Consider the following 18539-nt stretch of genomic DNA (forward strand, 5'->3'; position numbering starts at 1 on the left):
AGATATTCTTCGGTTTTTTTATGAAGTAAGAAATTGTTACTTTCAAGCATAAATTAAGTATGTGTGAATAAACGAACTTACATAAGTATTTTTCTGTTTCTAAGTTGTTTTTTTAACACATACAAATCGGCTGCTCAAGATATTACTCTATTCCAACAATTTAATGGCCGTTATGACTACACCGCATTCGGAAACACACTTAATACAGTTGAAAATGGCGCCAATGGTATTTGCATTATCAATACCAGTTCTAGCGCAAGCTTAACACTCAATTCCGATCAAACTATGGTTGCTGCTTACTTATATTGGGCAGGTTCAGATGATGGTGATTTTGACATTGAATTGAACGGAACTCCCGTAACAGCACAACGTACATTTAGCGATGCCTTAGATGCCAATCGCACTTTTTTTGCAGCTTTTGCAGATGTAACAGACATTATACAAGCCGAAGGTAATGGATTGTATACCGTAAGTGAATTCGATTTAACTTCTGTAATTCCTCCATATTGCCCTAGTGGAACTAATTTTGGAGGCTGGGCGATTACTGTTATTTACGAAAATCCTTCGCTTCCGCTGAATCAACTCAATGTATATGATGGTTTAGAAAGTGTACCTGATGAATTAGAAATTACACTGACCAACCTCAACGTTTTTGATAATATGGGCGCAAAAATAGGTTTTATTGCATGGGAAGGTGATCAGGCTTTAAGCGTGAATGAATCGTTGCGCGTGAACGGAAATATTATTTCAAATTTTCCCTTGAATCCTCCTGATAATGCTTTTAATGGAACCAATAGTTTTACAGGCGCAACAAACCTATATAATATGGATATTGATTTTTACAGTATTCAAAATAACATCAGTATAGGTGACACAGAAGCTACTATTTCGCTGACTTCAGGGCAAGATTTTGTAATGATTAATAATATTATTACCGTATTAAACAGTCAACTTCCAGACGCTACAGTTATGATTGATCAAATAGATTCTGAATGTGACTCGCGCGATTTAGACATTACATATACCATTTCAAATACGAATAGCACAGCTGCTCTACCACAAAATACGCCCATAGCATTTTATGCTGACGGCATTTTAATTGCTACAGATGTGACGCAAATTGCGCTTCCTATCGGCGGAAGCACGCAACAAACAATTACAGTTAGCATTCCTACCACAATTCCAAATACATTTAATTTTTTAATTGTAGTAGATGACGATGGAACTGGCACAGGAACTGTTGATGAAATTAATGAAGACAACAACAGCGCATCACAAATTTTCACCTTACCTACTTCACCTGTAATCCCTACTTTACCTGCTTTAGAACGTTGTGATAATAGTGAAGTTATTATGTTTGATTTAACTGTTCAAGAAAGTTTGTTTAGCGATCCTTCTTTCACTTTTGAATATTACGAAACACTACTAGATGCTTCAAACAATACGGATGCCATTGTAAATCCTGATTCATATAGTGCTACAAATTATCCCGCAGATATTTTTATAAAAGTGACCAATAGTACTACATTATGTACTTCCATCGGGAATTTTGAATTGATTCTTTTAGAAAGCCCAGAAGCAACTCAACCAGAAGATTTAGAAGCTTGCAAATTAGACGAAACCGAATCAGTTACTTTCGATTTAACCATTAATGAAACTATTATAAATCCTGCATCAAACCTAATTTTCACCTATTACGAAACTGCAAATGCTGATGGAACGTTTCAAGATGAAATAACAACTCCAACAGCTTATGACAACAATTCCAATCCGCAAACAGTTTATGTAACTCTCGAAAACATTTTTGGCTGTATTTCTTCAACTAATTTTGATTTAATCGTAGACGATTGTGAAATTTATATTCCAAACGGTTTTTCCCCCAATGATGATGGAAAAAATGATGTGTTCAATATTTTAAACTTAGAAGCACATCCAAATCATACCATTCATATTTACAATAGATACGGTACACTCATCTTTGAAGGAAATAAAAATACCTCACGTTGGGATGGTTATTCGAATAGAGGTACTCCAAAAAATAAAAAACTTCCTACAGGAACTTACTTTTATGTACTCTATCTAAATGACGAAAACACCTTAGCGAGTCCTTTGTTTCTAGAGCAAACATACACAGGCTGGGTATATTTACAGAATAATTAAGTTTTCTTTACGGTAATGTCCTTGATTTTCTGTATTTTAGTATGGATCAATAGCTAATTTTAAAATAAGTCATAAGTGTTAAAAATAATTTCAAAGGCATGAAATTATGTATATATTTGTCCATAATTTACAATGACCTAGAAGCCAAATAATGGAGCTTGCCCAGCTCACATTGTTTTAGTCACAAATATGACTTAACCCCACATCTATGAAAAAAGTACTCTTGACGCTTTTCACTATTTGCGCCTACCAAATAGTTTCTGCACAACAAGTAACTACCAACGAGTCGTTTACTTTACAACAACTTGTAGAACAGCTTGTACAAGGTTGTGTTGAAATCTCAAATGTCACCTCAAATATCAATGGAAATATAGATGGTTTTGCCAGTTATGCTGCGTTTAATCAAAACGGTTCTAACTTTCCTTTTACCAATGGTTTGGTATTAACTTCTGGTCGTGCTTCCGATGCTGGAACACCTGTAATGACTACACCATTAAATAGCGGAACAACTGCTTGGGGAACAGATCCAGATCTTGAAGCCGCTTTAGGCGTAAACAATACATTAAATGCAACTTCAATTGAATTTGACTTTATTGCAGTTACCAATCAGATAAGTTTTAATTATTTACTTGCGTCAGAAGAATATGCGGAAGATTTCCCGTGTCGATTTTCAGATAGTTTTGCATTTTTAATTAGACCTACAGGAAGTGCCGCACCATATACCAATATTGCTGTAGTACCAGGCACAAATATTCCTGTGAGCACAAGTGTTATTCACGATGAAATTGTAGGTTTCTGCCCTGCTGAAAATGAAGAATTTTTTGAAGGATATAATTTAGGAGATACTAACTATAATGGACGTACAACTGTACTAACAGCTACTGCAACTTTAATTCCAAATCAACAATATCACATCAAATTAGTATTGGCTGATGGAACGGATCAAAATGCTGATTCAGCAATCTTTATCCAAGGAAATAGTTTCAATGCCACAGTAGATTTAGGTCCAGATGTAACAACTTGTGCAAACTCATATTTATTAAATGCTGATATTGGAAATCCACTAGCAACATACGAATGGTTTAGAAATGGTGTTACAATTCCTGGAAGTAATGGTGTTACACATGATGCTGTATTAACAGGAACCTATCGTGTAGAAATCACAATTCCAGTAGGAACTGAAACCTGTACTATTGAAGATACTGTAGAAGTTACTCTAAACTCAGCCCAAACTGTTGGTCCTATCACAGATTTTGAACTTTGTGATACTACAGGAGCTGTTGGCGTTGAAAGTTTTGATTTAACGATCAAAGAGCCAGAAATACTAGCAACAGTTCCAACTGCAAACTATACAGTAAGCTATCACCCAACTCAAAATGATGCAGATAATGACACCAATGCATTTCCTACTACAATTTTAAATACAAGTTCTCCACAAGAAATCTTTGTACGTGTATTAGATGTAGACAATGGTTGTTTGGCTTTTACTAGTTTCAACTTGATTGTAAATGAATTGCCAGTAATTAACGATCCAACGCCAATTGATGTTTGTGATGAAGATAGTGATGGATTTACTCAAATAGATTTAACGGTTCGTAACGACGAAATTACTGGAATGAATCCTGTATTTGGTGTTACATATCACTTCACGCAAAGTGATGCTGACAACAATATCAATCCTATTGTAAACAACTATTCAAATATTTCAGCGAATGATACTGTTTTTGTTCGTGTGGTAAATACTGAAACTGGTTGTGTAAGCACAACTACCTTAGACATAAACGTAGGAACATCTCCGCTATTAACTTTACCAAACAGAAACTTATTAGATGCTTGTGATCCCGAACATGATGGTATTGCAACATTTGACTTAACAGACATTCTTAACGAAATTACGGCTGGACTTACTGATATTACCGTCACAGTTCATACTTCTCCAGAAGATGCACAAACGGGCGACAATCCGATACCAGACATCACAGATTTTACTAATACAAATCCTGAACAGCAAACTTTATTTATCCGAGTAGTCGATGACAATACAGGTTGCTTCACAGTAACACAATTCAACGTACATGCCAATGCGCTTCTTACCGCAACAAACATACAAGATATAAATCGTTGTGATGATGCTAGTAATGATGGTGTTCACGAGTTTGATTTTCAAAACATCATTTTACCTTCTATCCAAAATAGTTTAGCTTTTGTAGGAGTCGATTTCTTTGTCTCTGAAGATGATCGCGATAATAATGTAAATGCAATTGACATTACAGTTCCGTTTAGCAACACTTCCAATCCGCAAGAAATTTTCCTTAGACTTACCGATACAGATACAGGTTGTGAAGATGTAGCTTCTATCAATTTAATGGTACAACCATTTGTAAGCGCTCCAACTGTTGGTACGCTTACCGCTTGTGACACAAATTCCAACGCCATTGCTGTGGTAGATTTAGAAATGTTTACACCAGACATCGTAGGAACAAATACAGACTTTAGTGTTATCTATTTTTTAACACTAAATGATGCTACATTTTCTACAAATGCTGTTACAGAACCTATTGTTAATACTTCCAATCCACAGGAAATATTTTTTAGGTATAGAAACACAAACACTTTTTGTTCCGATATTGGTTCGTTTATGCTAGAAGTACTGCCAGCTCCAGAAGTGAATGACCCAAGTACTGTTTTAATCTGTGATGATGATACGGATGGAATTGCTGATGTAGACATCGCTGCGAGTCTCCCAGAAATCATTACAGACTTAACCAATATCAACATTTCATACCATACTTCTGCTAATGGTGTTACAAATAACACAGGCATCATCGTTGATCCTACAGCATATAATACTGCAACTGGCTCAGCTTTTGTTCGTGTAGAAAATGCAACAACAGGTTGTTTTGCTACTGTAGAAATTCCAATCATCGTAAATACAATTCCAAACGTTGTTGCTACAGATATTTATCAATTGTGTGAGACAGATACCGATCAAACGGAAAACTTCATCATGGAAACTAGAGATGATGAAATCTTAAATGGTCAAACCGATATGACTGTGCTCTACTATCCTACTGCGCAAGATGCGTTGGACAAAACCAATGAGATTGACAAAACGATGCCGTATGCAAATCAGACGAATCCGCAAACCATTCATGTTCGTATTGAAAATGATACGGATGCAGACTGTTTTGCCGTTTCAGATTTTGTCATTCAAGTAAGTCCTGCACCTATGTTTAATGTTCCTACAGATATTTTTGTTTGTGATGATATTACAAATGATGGTGTAGATACGTTCGATTTAACGGCTACGCAAGATGAAATTGCCGCGGGAATTGCTCAAAACTTAACCATTACCTTTCACTTATCGCTTGAAGATGCTTCTACAGATGTAAATCCAATAGCAAATACATTTACAAATACCGTAAATCCACAAGATATTTATGCACGAATTACGAATGATTCTGAGTGTTTTACTGTGATAGATTTCGCGTTGAATGTCATTCAAGTTCCAGAAGCAAATCCTGCGCCAGATGTAACCGTTTGTGATGTAGATTATGATGGACAAGTTGTTTTTGATTTGACAGAAGCTGAATTCTCCATCTTAAATATTCGTCAAGATAATGTTGTAATTACCTATCATGAAGATGAAGATGATGCCGAAAATGGAATAAACGCAGTTCCAGATCCTACAAATTATACCAATACAAACAATCCGCAACCAATTTTTGTGCGATTAATAAATACGATTTCTGGCTGTTATGTAATTATTCCGTTTACACTGAATGTAAATTTACCGCCATTGCTAAACAATATTACCGAAGCAACTTTTTGTGATTCAGAAGTACCTGGTACTGTTGACATACGTCAAATTGATGAAATTATAATTGATGACGACACAGGAGTAACATTATCATACTACAACTCTGCTGCCGATGCACAAGCTGACACCAATGCGCTTCCAGATATTTACACATACATGTCAACTCCTGAAACTATATTCATCAGAGCTGAAAATGATACAACAGGTTGTTTCTTTGTACAAAGTATTGATATTATCATCAATCCAAATCCAATTGCAAACCCTGTAAGTAACATGCAAGCATGTATTAGCGACAATGCAAATACAACACAGACATTCAACTTTTCAACACAAACTCCAACCATCTTAGGTACGCAAAATGCTGCCTTATTCACCGTGAGTTACCATGTAAGTATTGAAGATGCAGAAGATGATGTAAGTCCAATACCGCAACTATTTAATGCCTTTAACGAACAAATTATTTTTGTGCGAGTAGAAAATAATGCCACAGGTTGTTATGCAACTACTTCGTTTATGACAATTATACATCCGCTACCTGTAATTGATTTACCAGAAGATATTACTTTATGTCTAAATGATCTGCCATTGACAGTAACTGCAGGTTCTGCCATTGGAAACACGTATTTGTGGTCTACTGGAGAAACAAGCGCTTCTATTGATATTACTACAGTAGGAACATATTCCGTAACCGTAACAAGTCCGTTTGGCTGTGTGGAAATGGATAGTTTTACTGTAAATGAATCAGAATTGGCTACTATTGTTGATGTTGAAGTTGTAAACTTCTCAGATAATAATACAATTACTGTAACCGCAAGTGGAAACGGAGACTATTTATATTCTTTAGATGGTGGAACACCACAAACTTCAAACGTATTTGAATTTGTAGCACCAGGATATCATGTCGTTACCGTTTCAGATGTAAATGGTTGTGGCGAAGTAAGCGAAGAAGCCGTTGTAATTGATTACATCAAATTTGTGACACCAAACAGCGATGGATACAACGATACATGGCATATTATCGGAATTGAAACCTTGCCAAAATCGGTAGTATACATCTTTGATCGTTATGGAAAACTTCTCAAAACCTTACGTGCAAGCGATCCAGGTTGGGACGGAAATTACAGAGGTCAAAGAATGCCATCAAGTGATTATTGGTTCTTAGCTGAAATAAAAGACGGTCCAGATTCTTTTGATGTAAAAGGACATTTTACGCTGAAGCGATAATACAAAGACAAGCTATTACAAAACATTCGCACGCAAAGTCATTGTAAACAACCAATATTATATACTGAAAACACAAATGTTGTTTATAGGAATCTTATTGCTGTTCACAGGAATATTTTTTAATATAAGAAACTGCTCATAGATATTTGTCATCAAAAATAATCGCATCTATGAAAATCAACTTGTTTTGCTTTTTAATTACATTATGTTACATCGGTATATTTTCAGCTAATGCTCAAAAAAATACCGAAACAACAATCACTGGAACTGTGGTTGAAAGCAACGGTGTTCCTATAGAATTTGCAACAGTGATCATTGCTACCAATGATACTCAAAAAGCCATTACAGGAGCTACAACAAACGAAAAAGGAGAATTCTCTCTTACAACTTCAACAGCTAACTTTTATGTTGAAGTAAGCTTTATAGGTTTTAAAAACAAAAAAATCGAAAACTTTACAATACAAAAAAACCGCATAGATTTAGGTAAAATTGTATTATCTGAAGATCAATCTCAATTAGACGAAGTAATTGTTAGTGCTGAAAAATCGCAAACGGTTTTTAAACTTGACAAACGTGTATTTAATGTTGGATCTGATCTTAGTAGTACTGGAGCAAGTGCGTTAGAAATTTTAAACAATGTTCCTTCTGTAAATGTAAATATAGAGGGACAAATAAGTTTACGTGGAAATTCAGGTGTGCAAATCCTTATCAACGGAAAACCATCTGTACTTGCTAGTGAAGAAGGAAATGCATTGGGAAGTATTACTGCTGATATGATTGATAAAATAGAAGTTATTACAAATCCTTCAGCAAAATATGATGCCGAAGGAACTTCTGGAATCATTAATATCATTTTAAAAAAGAGTGAAAAAAAAGGGTTAAATGGTTCAGTAACACTCAATACTGGAATTCCAAACAATCATAGTATTGGCTTAAGCTTAAACAGACGTACAGAAAAATTCAACCTCTTCAGTCAATTAGGATATGGAAGACGTACCTTTCCAAGAGAGAGTGAATCTACAAGTTTAAACAGAGCGGCGGAGACTAGCTTAAATACAGCTGGTGAAAGTGATAAAAATGAAAAATTTTTCAATATCATTTTAGGTACAGATTATCACATTAATGATTTAAATGTACTTACACTATCTGGACATTATGCCTTTGAAGATGAAAAAGAAAATTCAAATCAGGTGTATCAATTTATTGACAACACAGCAACAACTACAGATGCTTGGAATCGTCGTGAGCTCACTACTGCTAGCAATCCAAAATGGCAATATGAATTACAATACAAAAAGGACTTTAAAGACCATGAAGATCACGACTTACTTTTTAGTGCTTTAGGAACCTCATTCGGCAAAGACAAAACTTCCAATTTTAATAATACAACTACTATTGGTAATATTCCTGATATGCTACAAGAAGCGCTGACAAATTTTGCGCAAAATGAATATACTTTTAAACTGGACTACACACATCCTTTTGGTGAAAAATACACCTTAGAAACTGGTGCTCAATTTATCATAGATGACGTAAGCAATGATTATCAAGTTCGAGATTTCATCAACAATGTTTGGATAATCAATACGGATTTTAGCAATGTTTTTGATTACAATCAAAATGTACTTGGCGTGTATTCTACATTTGCATACGAAGCTGAAAAATGGGGAATTAAAGGTGGATTACGTTTAGAGAGTACTGATTTAAAAACCAAACTAGTAAATACAAATGAACGCAACTCTCAAAAATATACCAACCTATTCCCTAGCGTTCATACTTCTTATAAAGTTACTGAAGATCTTTCATTACAAGCAGGATATTCCAAGCGTATTTACAGACCACGTTTATGGGATTTGAATCCTTTTTTCTCCTTCCGAGACAACTTTAATATTTCAACCGGAAACCCTAATTTGAATCCTGAATTCACAGATTCTTTTGAAATCACAAGTATTCTTAAATTTAATCAAGGATCACTAAACTTTGGAATTTACCATCGAGCTACTAAAGATGTAATTGAGGACATTTCTACTTTTGAAAACAATGTTACAACCTCACAACCAAGTAATGTTGGAACTAATAATGGGACTGGTATTGAACTCAACGCAAAATACAATCTGACAAATTGGGTAACATTAACCACTGACTTTAACTACAATTCTTTTGCGCGAAAAGGACAATTTGAAGACCTAAGTTTTGACTTTAATGGAAATCAGTGGAGCTCGAGACTAACAGGAAAGTTTAAATTGCCATTAGATTTTACCTTAGAAACAACAGGAAACTATCGTTCAAAATATAAAACAGTTCAAGGAGAAGTTGCAGACAACATATTTATGAATCTTGGAATTCGCAAAAAGATGATGAAAGGACGTTTGAATATTAACTTAAGTGTTAGAGATGTGTTTGCCTCTCGTCGTCGTCAATCAATTACAAATCAAGTTGATTTCTTAAGAACATCTGATAGTCAAAGCGGACGTTTTGTAACCATTGGAATTAGCTTTGGATTTGGAAAAGGAGAAGCTATGGAATTTTCTGGGCATAAAAACTTTTAAATACAATATTATCATATAATTCCCCTATTTACTTTACTACCACTTGAAAAAGACAACCAATTTAGGTTGTCTTTTTTTTTAAAACTAATCACAGAATTTCGTAAATTACAACTCATACAAAATCCTTAGTATCTTTAAAAAACACCTAAAATGAAAATAGCAGGAAAATCAATCAGAGCGTTTATTGGCGCTAAAGACTATACTATTTCTCGTAATTTTTATTTGGATTTAGGGTTTGAAGAAGTCATTACGTCTGAAAACATGTCTTACTTCTATATGGGCGAATTCGGGTTTTATCTTCAAAATGCATATGTAAAAGATTGGGTAGACAATTCAATGATTTTCTTTGAAGTAGATGATTTACAAAACACCTTAAAACACATACAAGGTTTACAACTAACTGAAAAGTATGAAAAAGTAAGAATATCCGAAATTGTATATAAAGAATGGGGAAATGAGTTCTTTCTCCATGATCCTAGCGGAATATTATGGCATTTTGGAATATTTAAATCCAAATGATTATTCGTGAATAAACTTTTGCATTTTGCTTGAAAAAAAACGACTCTGACCTGATGGACAGGTACACAATAAAGCACCTCCTGAGAAATTAACGTACGCAACAACATCTCCTATAAATGGAACATTTTACTGTTAAATCTATCTCAAAAAAGAAAAACTGAACATCAAAACAATTGACTTTTATTATTTTAGAGCGAATCACTCCAAAAAAACACACAAATGAAAAAGTTTGTACTGCTACTCTTCCTAAGTATTTCACTCACTGCAATTGCACAAAAGAAAGAAACAACACATGTAGAAGCTGTAAAATCTATTGACGGAATTCTTTCCCGAATGTTAGAACTTCTTTCTGTTGAAAAAGGAAACGCTATTGACCACAAATCATTAAAAGATTTATTCTTACCAAACGCTACATTTAGTGTTCGCTCGCCAGATGACAGTTATCCCAATCCATTAGAAACTGTCAACTTAAAAGACTTTATAGAATCGCTCAAAGATAGTTATTACGAAGACGGCTATACAGAAATAGAAATGGGCAAAGTAGTAAATGAATTTAATGGCATTGCTAGTGTTTTTCAGAGTTTCACTGGAATTGATTCGGAAGGAAATAAAGAAAAAGGCATCAATAGTTATCAATTGGTTTATTTAAAAAATCGTTGGTGGATAGCTAATATGATTTGGACTTTAGAAACGAGTGACGCAAAAATTCCTGAGAAATATTTAAAAGGAGACTCTAAAAAAATGTAATCCCAAATTATGAAAACATATTGCATCTATATACTTATAGTTATAACATTTATTAGCTGTGAGACATATCCAAAAAGCTATTCACTAGAAAAATTAGATTCTTATTCATTCCGAAGAAACTACTTTGGAAGCGATACCTTAACAGGAAAAGCATTGTATGATTTCATGAATCGAAAACCTTTTGTAGATCATGCTGACATTCAAAAAGAGAGTACTTTCTACAAACATTTTGTGAGAGAAAAAATCATTGACAATCACCGTTGGGATTTGGCAAAATTTGATACACTTCCTGAGAATTTTAGCTATAATTTAAATGACAAGAAAGTTACGGTTTCCATCGACTTTTCATACTTCGAAAAAGAAAACACCAACAATTATATTGTTACGTTTACAGATGCAGCAAAAACCATTACAAAAGACACGCTCAGCTATGAATTTCCGCCAGATGTTATTTTTAGTAAGATGGATTTAAACAAAAATGGTACTGATGAATTGTATGCTTTGTATAAAAATTACGCTATTAATGGTGATAATTTTGAGTTGACTGTTTATGAACTAAAATAGATTCTTGAATACAACAAAGCTCACTCCTTATTTTGTACTTTTATAGAATGACACGTTTCACACAAAAGGAAATTGAAACCAATTTGTAGAAAAACGAAAAAAATAAGATTACATATATTCGGTTGTGACATATATCATAAATACTGTGTTTTATTTACAAGTATAAACACTGAAATTTCAATAAATCATAGGCAATTGTATTGAGAAAAATAGTTTCGTAGACTTTTGAACACAGGCGCCATATTAAATTTTAAAAACTAAATTAAGCAACAATGAAAAAAGCATTATTTCTTCTGGTATTTCTATGTATTGGAACTAGCTGTTATGCACAAAGTGTGTATTACAAAGGAAGTAGAATTGGTAAAATTGAAAGTGATGGAGATATCTATGTAAAAGGATCTCGTGTAGGTAAGATTGAATCTGATGGCGATGTTTACAGAAAAGGTTCTCGTATTGGGAAGATTGAGAGTGATGGAGACATTTATTACAAAGGATCTAGAGTTGGAAAAATAGAAAGCGATGGAGATGTATATGTGAACGGATCTAGAGTTGGAAAGATAGAAAGCGACGGAGATGTGTATTACAAAGGCAGTAGAATTGGAGATTGTGACGGAATCAAGCCCGAAATGGCTGCGGGGTTTTTCTTTTTCTATTTCTGGGATCTAGATTCTGGTCGCGCAAGATAAGCACAGTCTTTTATAACTTCAGAAACAATAAATCAGGAATAGACTTTCTGAACAATAAATCGAGCATCATCATATCTTTAGCAATGATTAATTTTCAATGTATAATGAATGTTGATGCTCGTTTCTTTTCGTTATTTTTGCACGAAGTTGCGTTAAGGATGCTTCGACTTGGCTCAGCATAACAAAATTTTGTTGAAGCCTCCATTTTTATGGGAATTCTGCGTTAAGGATAGAAGCAAGTTACCGTGTAACGCGGATAGCCTGCCCCAAAGGGAAACGCCCAAAATACTAAAAAAGCACACACATAATATGAAGTTTAAAATTGTATCTGACTTTTCTCCTACGGGAGATCAACCACAAGCCATAAAACAATTAGTTTCAGGGCTTGAAACCAATGAACAATACCAAACTTTACTCGGTGTTACAGGTTCTGGAAAAACATTTACGGTTGCCAATGTGATTGAAAAGGTAGAAAAACCTACATTGATTTTAGCACATAATAAAACCTTGGCAGCACAGTTATATTCTGAATTCAAGCAGTTTTTTCCTGAAAATGCCGTAGAGTATTTTGTGTCGTACTATGATTATTATCAGCCAGAAGCCTACATTCCGACTTCGGGAACGTATATAGAGAAAGATTTATCAATCAATGAAGAGATTGAAAAGTTGCGTTTAAGCACCACTTCTTCCCTACTTTCGGGTCGTCGTGATGTGATTGTAATTGCCTCAGTTTCGTGTTTGTACGGTATTGGAAACCCGATTGAATTTCAAAAAAACGTAATCAAACTAGAGCGCGATCAAGTGATTTCACGAACGAAGTTATTACATCGTTTGGTACAAAGTCTGTATTCGCGAACTACTGCCGATTTTTTACGCGGTTCGTTTCGTGTAAAAGGTGATGTTGTGGATGTGTTTCCTGGATACGCAGATTTTGCGTTTAGAATTCACTTTTTTGGAGATGAGATTGAAGAAATAGAATCCTTTGATCCTGGCACAAATACAGTATTAGAAAAATACGAACAGCTTACAATTTATCCTGCAAATATGTTTGTGACTTCGCCAGAAGTATTGCAAAATGCCATTCATCAAATTCAAGAAGATATGGTAAAACAGGTAGATTATTTTAGAGAAATAGGGAAACATTTGGAAGCAAAACGTTTGGAAGAACGTACAAATTTTGACTTGGAAATGATTCGTGAATTGGGCTATTGCTCAGGAATTGAAAATTACTCAAGATACTTAGATGGTCGTTTGCCTGGAACACGTCCTTTTTGTCTGTTAGATTATTTTCCAGATGATTATTTGATGGTCGTGGATGAAAGTCACGTAACAGTTTCGCAAGTGCATGCCATGTATGGAGGCGACAGAAGTAGAAAAGAGAACTTGGTAGAATACGGTTTCCGTTTGCCAGCCGCAATGGACAACCGACCGTTGAAGTTTGAAGAATTTGAAGCCATTCAGAATCAGGTGATTTATGTGAGTGCAACGCCAGCAGATTATGAATTGCATAAAACGGATGGTGTGTATGTAGAACAGGTAATTCGTCCGACAGGATTATTAGATCCAGTTATAGAAGTGCGCCCAAGTTTAAATCAGATTGATGATTTGGTAGAAGAAATTCATCAACGAACAGAAAAAGATGAACGTGTATTAGTGACAACGCTGACGAAACGTATGGCTGAAGAATTAACGAAGTATTTATCGCGCATTCAAATTCGTTGCCGTTATATTCACAGTGATGTAGATACGCTAGAACGTGTACAAATTATGCAAGATTTGCGTAAAGGGTTGTTTGATGTGTTGATTGGTGTCAACTTATTGCGTGAAGGTTTGGATTTACCTGAAGTATCTTTAGTTGCGATTTTAGATGCAGATAAAGAAGGTTTTTTACGCTCGGCGCGATCGTTAACACAAACGGTTGGTAGAGCTGCGAGAAACATCAATGGAAAAGCTATTTTATACGCGGATAAGATTACGAAAAGTATGCAAAAAACCATGGATGAAACCGCATACAGACGTGAGAAACAAATTGAATACAACACCGAACACGGAATTACACCAAAAGGCTTGAATAAATCGTTGAACAATGCATTAAGTAAAGATGAAAGCTTAGCTTGGGAAGATACGATAGAAGCAAAAGCAGCTGCCGAACCAGATTTGGAATACTTGTCCAAAGCGCAAATAGAAAAGTTGATTCGCGAAAAACGAAAAGCAATGGAAACTGCTGCCAAAGAATTAAACTTTATGGATGCTGCCAAATATCGTGACGAGATTAAAGTACTTCAAGAGAAATTGTAAAAACTAAAAAGCGTCAAAAAAATGTAACATAACTTGATTCCTACATACAAATTTGTGAATACAATTACACAACTGAACGTATGAACTTAAAAGATAAACTGCAATCAATTGGCTTTAGTTTCTTAACTGTCCTATTTATAATTTCAGTTATTTTTATCATTGTTGGTCTAAAATCTTCTAAAATTAATTGGACATTTATCATTATTGGAATCGCTATTCTAGTGCCTTTTTTTATTTACCTAATTTATCAAAGCTTTCTAATGTCGCATGAAGCAGAAGAACGCGGTGAACTATATGAAGCGCACTTACACAAGTTGAAACAATCTGCGAATCGTATACCTATTAATTTGGACAAAGCTATTATTCAAGAAAGATATCGTTATCAAACCAATACAGTTGTGAGAGGAAAAGCCGCTGCATTCAATGAAATTTCAGGACATGGACACCACAACGAAGAAACCGTAAAACATACATCTTGTGAAGTTACATTTAAAGTAAATTATAACAATGAAGAGTTGACTTTTGGAAGAACTATTAACATGGGAGAAACTGCTCTACGCATGCAATTTTATATAAAAAAAGAAACTATTCTTTATATAGATCCGTTTGATTCTGAAAACTATTATCTTGATTTAGACTTTCTTGAAGATTAAAGAAACGCAAGAAAATCTGTAACGGCAAATAATACGTCTTCTCTTGCGCTTCACAACAATTATATATACTAAACAAAATTTTATTTCATATTCCTAAGTGGTTTTAAATAAAAGCAACGTTAAAACTCACCATCTTTTTTGCGCAGTAAACACATAGCGCTTTTTTAATTTCATTCAATGTAAAAATAGGATAATACAACTATTTTATAGAGCGTAGAATTTCGGAAACTAAAAAATAGGTAAAAGTACTTGCCTGCGCTTTTATAAGATCATTTTAACTAGATTCGTTAAGAATTTGCTAAACTTTTATGCTAACAGTTCATATCAAAGATCATTTTCAAGAATCTACGTATATTCGATACTTACAGTATTTAAACAACTACATTGAAATTTTATTTCACATTACAATTTAAAAGAATCTATCGGCATATTGACGAATTTGGATTGATTCCATTAGTTGGGTTTGCTATAATATTTGCGCTTTTCATTTGGGTTTCTAAATCAATATTTCAGCATCTTTCAAATGCTTCTTATTACTATCTTGGAATTAGTGTACTGTTGAGTTTATCCTTAGGAAATATAAAACGCACTACTTTTTTAAAGCAATGTTTCTCGTCTAAAAATTTCTGGAAAGCTCGTATGTTAGAAAATACACTTTTCAGTTTACCTTTTAGTATTTTTTTATGTTACCAGCATGCTTTTATAGAAGCATTGATAGTACATATTGTCGTTATTGCAACCTCTTTTTTAAATAATCTTGGTATTCGTAGTATAACCATTCCGACGCCTTTTGGGAGACATCCATTTGAATTTGCAATTGGTTTTCGAACTACTTTTTGGATATTTCCATTACTCTATACACTTACTTTTATTGCAATAGATGTAGACAATTATAATTTAGGAATTTTCAGTCTAATTGCGGTTTTTGTCTGTTGCATGTCATACTATTCAAAACCAGAACCGCTATATTATATATGGATTCACAATATGTCAGCCAAAGATTTTTTAATAGTTAAAATAAAAACTGCATTGTTATTTAGTAGTGTTTTAATTTTACCTATTGCGATTGGTATGTCTTTCTTTTTTCCTTTTAAAAACATCCAAATTACAGGTATTTTCATTCTATTAGGATACTGTTTTATCATCGTTACCATACTTGGAAAATATAGCAATTATCCATCAAGAGTTCCTATATTTCAAGCACTCGCAATGATTATATCTTTAATGTTTCCACCATTTTTAATTATCATAATACCGTTTTTCTACCAACGAGCTATTAAAAATTTAAATCCCATTTTAACATGCTAACTATTAAGGATCTTTCCAAATCATATCATAAAAAGAAAGTATTAGACACAATTCAGCTACAGTTCAAAATTGGAGAAATTAATGGGATTGTAGGCGAAAATGGAGCTGGAAAAACCTCCTTATTTAAATGTATTGCTGGATTGGAATCGTATCAAGGAGAAGTTCTTCATGAAAACAACAACAAAAAAAGTACTATTGGCTTCTTAGAAACAAACCCGCAATTTCTATCAAAAATTACTGGAAAAGAATACTTACAATTACTTTGCAATGCAAGAAATATAAAAAATATTGATTTTGAAGCAAAAAACATTTTCGAATTGCCATTAAAGCAATATGCCGAAACTTATTCTACTGGAATGAAAAAGAAATTAGCTTTGACGGGTATTTTATTACAAGAAAATGATATTTTCATCTTAGATGAACCATTTAATGGTGTCGATATTTATAGCAATATCATTATCAAAGAATTGCTTAAATCACTCAAAGAAAAAGGGAAAATTATCGTTCTTTCTTCCCATATATTTTCCACATTACAAGACACTTGTGATTATTTACACTACTTAAAAGCAGGAAAAATTGAAAAATCTGTACAAAAAGAAAAATTTAAAATAATCGAAGAACTCATGAAAGACAAGGGTTTGAGCGAGAAAATCAAAAAATTCAATATTAAATAATTGTAACTATTTCAAAAAAATTGCACAATCTGTCGAGCGCATACATTTTGGCAGTATCTTTGTATTTATTAAAACAATTATTTAAATTTATTACAATGAGTAAAGGAACAGTAAAATTTTTCAATGACACTAAAGGTTTTGGTTTTATCGTTGAAGAAGGTTCGAACAAAGAACATTTTGTGCACATTTCAGGATTAATCGACGAAGTTCGTGAAGGAGACGAAGTTGAATTCGAATTAACAGAAGGCCGCAAAGGTTTAAACGCCGTGAACGTGAAAGTGATTTAATATTATATATATATTATTCCTTAATGAAGTAAAAGTCTATCAATTGATAGACTTTTTTTTATGTTTATTTTTAAAACCTTAACTCTCCTCTTTTTGAGTATCTTTGTCGCATGGCATTAACGAATAACGACATCTTTAAAAAACTTCGTGTGGCTTTGAAGCTACGCGATGACGATATTGTAAAAATATTAGAATTGGTAGATTTTAGAATCACCAAAAGTGAATTGGGCGCATTTTTTAGAAATGAAGATCATCCAAAATATAAAAACTGCGGCGATCAAATACTACGTAACTTTTTAAATGGTTTAGTTATTCACTTACGTGGTCCAATGCCAAAAAAAGGCGAAAAACCTAAATCCACTCCATCTACTTCGAAACGGAAAGAACGAAAATAAATGATTCTTTTAGATCATCTTTTTAATTTTAAAAGCTACCTATTATTATCATGAAAATACTCATCATTGGCGGAAACGGAACTATTGGTAAGAAACTTACGGAATATTTTAAACAAAATCATGACGTACTTGTTGCTGGACGAACTACTGGCGATGTAACTGTTGACATCAGCAGCAGCGAAAGTATCAAAGCTATGTTTGATAAAGTTGGAACGCTCGATGCCATTATTTGTGCCGCAGGAGAAGCCAAATGGAAACCATTTGATGAACTCCAAGAAGAAGAATATTATATTGGTTTTAAAAGTAAATTGATGGGACAAGTCAATTTGGTTCGTATTGGACAAAATTACCTAACTAAAGGCGGATCAATTACCTTAACAACAGGAATTTTAGCAGACGAACCTGTTCCTATGACTACAAGTGCCGCAATGGTAAATGGTGCCATTCATAGTTTTGTAAAAGCAGTTATTTTAGAATTAGAAGGCAACATTCGTGTGAATGTAGTTTCTTCTGGTTTGGTTGAAGATGCCGTGGAAAAGTACGATGCATATTTCCCTGGACACAATCCAATTTCGATGCAAAAAGTGATCAATGGATATCGTAAAAGTGTAGATGGAAAACAAACAGGTGAAATTATCCGAATTTATAATTAATA

At 33.8% G+C, this 18539-nt stretch carries 14 protein-coding genes; all 14 read left to right on the plus strand.

Annotation, left to right across the window (positions count from 1 at the left end; genetic code table 11):
- The first annotated feature begins 63 nt into the window (after positions 1-63).
- The 14 genes from ACRBBL_RS06760 (at position 64) to ACRBBL_RS06825 (ending at position 18537) form a co-directional block, all read left to right on the plus strand.
- Complete coding sequence (locus ACRBBL_RS06760; RefSeq protein ID WP_431368263.1) at positions 64-2160, plus strand: gliding motility-associated C-terminal domain-containing protein; 2097 nt, start codon at positions 64-66, stop codon at positions 2158-2160.
- Positions 2161-2368: 208 nt separating this feature from the next.
- On the plus strand, positions 2369-7204 hold the full coding sequence (locus ACRBBL_RS06765; protein ID WP_431368264.1) for a choice-of-anchor L domain-containing protein: 4836 nt from the start codon (positions 2369-2371) through the stop codon (positions 7202-7204).
- A gap of 170 nt (positions 7205-7374) precedes the next feature.
- Positions 7375-9753, plus strand: a complete 2379-nt coding sequence (locus ACRBBL_RS06770; protein WP_431368265.1) for a TonB-dependent receptor domain-containing protein — start codon at positions 7375-7377, stop codon at positions 9751-9753.
- Between the two features lie 150 nt (positions 9754-9903).
- A complete protein-coding gene (locus tag ACRBBL_RS06775; protein ID WP_431368266.1) occupies positions 9904-10272 on the plus strand; it encodes a glyoxalase in 369 nt (122 codons plus the stop codon).
- A 219-nt stretch (positions 10273-10491) separates the two neighbouring features.
- On the plus strand, positions 10492-11019 hold the full coding sequence (locus tag ACRBBL_RS06780) for a hypothetical protein (protein WP_431368267.1): 528 nt from the start codon (positions 10492-10494) through the stop codon (positions 11017-11019).
- A 9-nt stretch (positions 11020-11028) separates the two neighbouring features.
- Complete coding sequence (locus ACRBBL_RS06785; protein ID WP_431368268.1) at positions 11029-11583, plus strand: hypothetical protein; 555 nt, start codon at positions 11029-11031, stop codon at positions 11581-11583.
- A 272-nt stretch (positions 11584-11855) separates the two neighbouring features.
- On the plus strand, positions 11856-12269 hold the full coding sequence (locus tag ACRBBL_RS06790) for a 5-fold beta-flower protein (protein WP_431368269.1): 414 nt from the start codon (positions 11856-11858) through the stop codon (positions 12267-12269).
- Between the two features lie 309 nt (positions 12270-12578).
- A complete protein-coding gene (gene uvrB, locus ACRBBL_RS06795; protein ID WP_431368270.1) occupies positions 12579-14567 on the plus strand; it encodes an excinuclease ABC subunit UvrB in 1989 nt (662 codons plus the stop codon).
- 80 nt (positions 14568-14647) lie between these two features.
- Positions 14648-15220 (plus strand): hypothetical protein, encoded by a 573-nt coding sequence (locus ACRBBL_RS06800; RefSeq protein ID WP_431368271.1) that lies wholly within the window; start codon positions 14648-14650, stop codon positions 15218-15220.
- 384 nt (positions 15221-15604) lie between these two features.
- On the plus strand, positions 15605-16528 hold the full coding sequence (locus tag ACRBBL_RS06805) for an ABC transporter permease (RefSeq protein ID WP_431368272.1): 924 nt from the start codon (positions 15605-15607) through the stop codon (positions 16526-16528).
- The gene (locus ACRBBL_RS06810) at positions 16522-17202 is read left to right on the plus strand and encodes an ATP-binding cassette domain-containing protein (RefSeq protein ID WP_431368273.1); all 681 of its coding nucleotides are present in this window, start codon (positions 16522-16524) and stop codon (positions 17200-17202) included. Before ACRBBL_RS06805 ends, ACRBBL_RS06810 begins: the two co-directional genes overlap by 7 nt.
- Positions 17203-17297: 95 nt before the next feature.
- The gene (locus ACRBBL_RS06815) at positions 17298-17489 is read left to right on the plus strand and encodes a cold-shock protein (protein ID WP_431368274.1); all 192 of its coding nucleotides are present in this window, start codon (positions 17298-17300) and stop codon (positions 17487-17489) included.
- A 110-nt stretch (positions 17490-17599) separates the two neighbouring features.
- Positions 17600-17884, plus strand: coding sequence for a DUF1456 family protein (locus tag ACRBBL_RS06820; protein ID WP_431368275.1), 285 nt, complete (start codon positions 17600-17602; stop codon positions 17882-17884).
- Positions 17885-17934: 50 nt separating this feature from the next.
- Positions 17935-18537: a short chain dehydrogenase gene (locus ACRBBL_RS06825; protein WP_431368276.1), complete on the plus strand. Its 603-nt coding sequence runs from the start codon at positions 17935-17937 to the stop codon at positions 18535-18537.
- Positions 18538-18539: the final 2 nt, after the last annotated feature.

The organism is Kordia sp., from assembly GCF_050633145.1.
Classification (GTDB): Bacteria; Bacteroidota; Bacteroidia; order Flavobacteriales; family Flavobacteriaceae; genus Kordia.

What these genes read in the sequence shown, in the direction of transcription:
- ACRBBL_RS06765 (WP_431368264.1), top strand. Translation starts at nt 2,369, where the DNA reads ATGAAAAAAGTACTCTTGACGCTTTTCACTATTTGCGCCTACCAAATA.
- ACRBBL_RS06770 (WP_431368265.1), top strand. Translation starts at nt 7,375, where the DNA reads ATGAAAATCAACTTGTTTTGCTTTTTAATTACATTATGTTACATCGGT.
- ACRBBL_RS06775 (WP_431368266.1), top strand. Translation starts at nt 9,904, where the DNA reads ATGAAAATAGCAGGAAAATCAATCAGAGCGTTTATTGGCGCTAAAGAC.
- ACRBBL_RS06780 (WP_431368267.1), top strand. Translation starts at nt 10,492, where the DNA reads ATGAAAAAGTTTGTACTGCTACTCTTCCTAAGTATTTCACTCACTGCA.
- ACRBBL_RS06785 (WP_431368268.1), top strand. Translation starts at nt 11,029, where the DNA reads ATGAAAACATATTGCATCTATATACTTATAGTTATAACATTTATTAGC.
- ACRBBL_RS06790 (WP_431368269.1), top strand. Translation starts at nt 11,856, where the DNA reads ATGAAAAAAGCATTATTTCTTCTGGTATTTCTATGTATTGGAACTAGC.
- uvrB (WP_431368270.1), top strand. Translation starts at nt 12,579, where the DNA reads ATGAAGTTTAAAATTGTATCTGACTTTTCTCCTACGGGAGATCAACCA.
- ACRBBL_RS06800 (WP_431368271.1), top strand. Translation starts at nt 14,648, where the DNA reads ATGAACTTAAAAGATAAACTGCAATCAATTGGCTTTAGTTTCTTAACT.
- ACRBBL_RS06810 (WP_431368273.1), top strand. Translation starts at nt 16,522, where the DNA reads ATGCTAACTATTAAGGATCTTTCCAAATCATATCATAAAAAGAAAGTA.
- ACRBBL_RS06815 (WP_431368274.1), top strand. Translation starts at nt 17,298, where the DNA reads ATGAGTAAAGGAACAGTAAAATTTTTCAATGACACTAAAGGTTTTGGT.
- ACRBBL_RS06820 (WP_431368275.1), top strand. Translation starts at nt 17,600, where the DNA reads ATGGCATTAACGAATAACGACATCTTTAAAAAACTTCGTGTGGCTTTG.
- ACRBBL_RS06825 (WP_431368276.1), top strand. Translation starts at nt 17,935, where the DNA reads ATGAAAATACTCATCATTGGCGGAAACGGAACTATTGGTAAGAAACTT.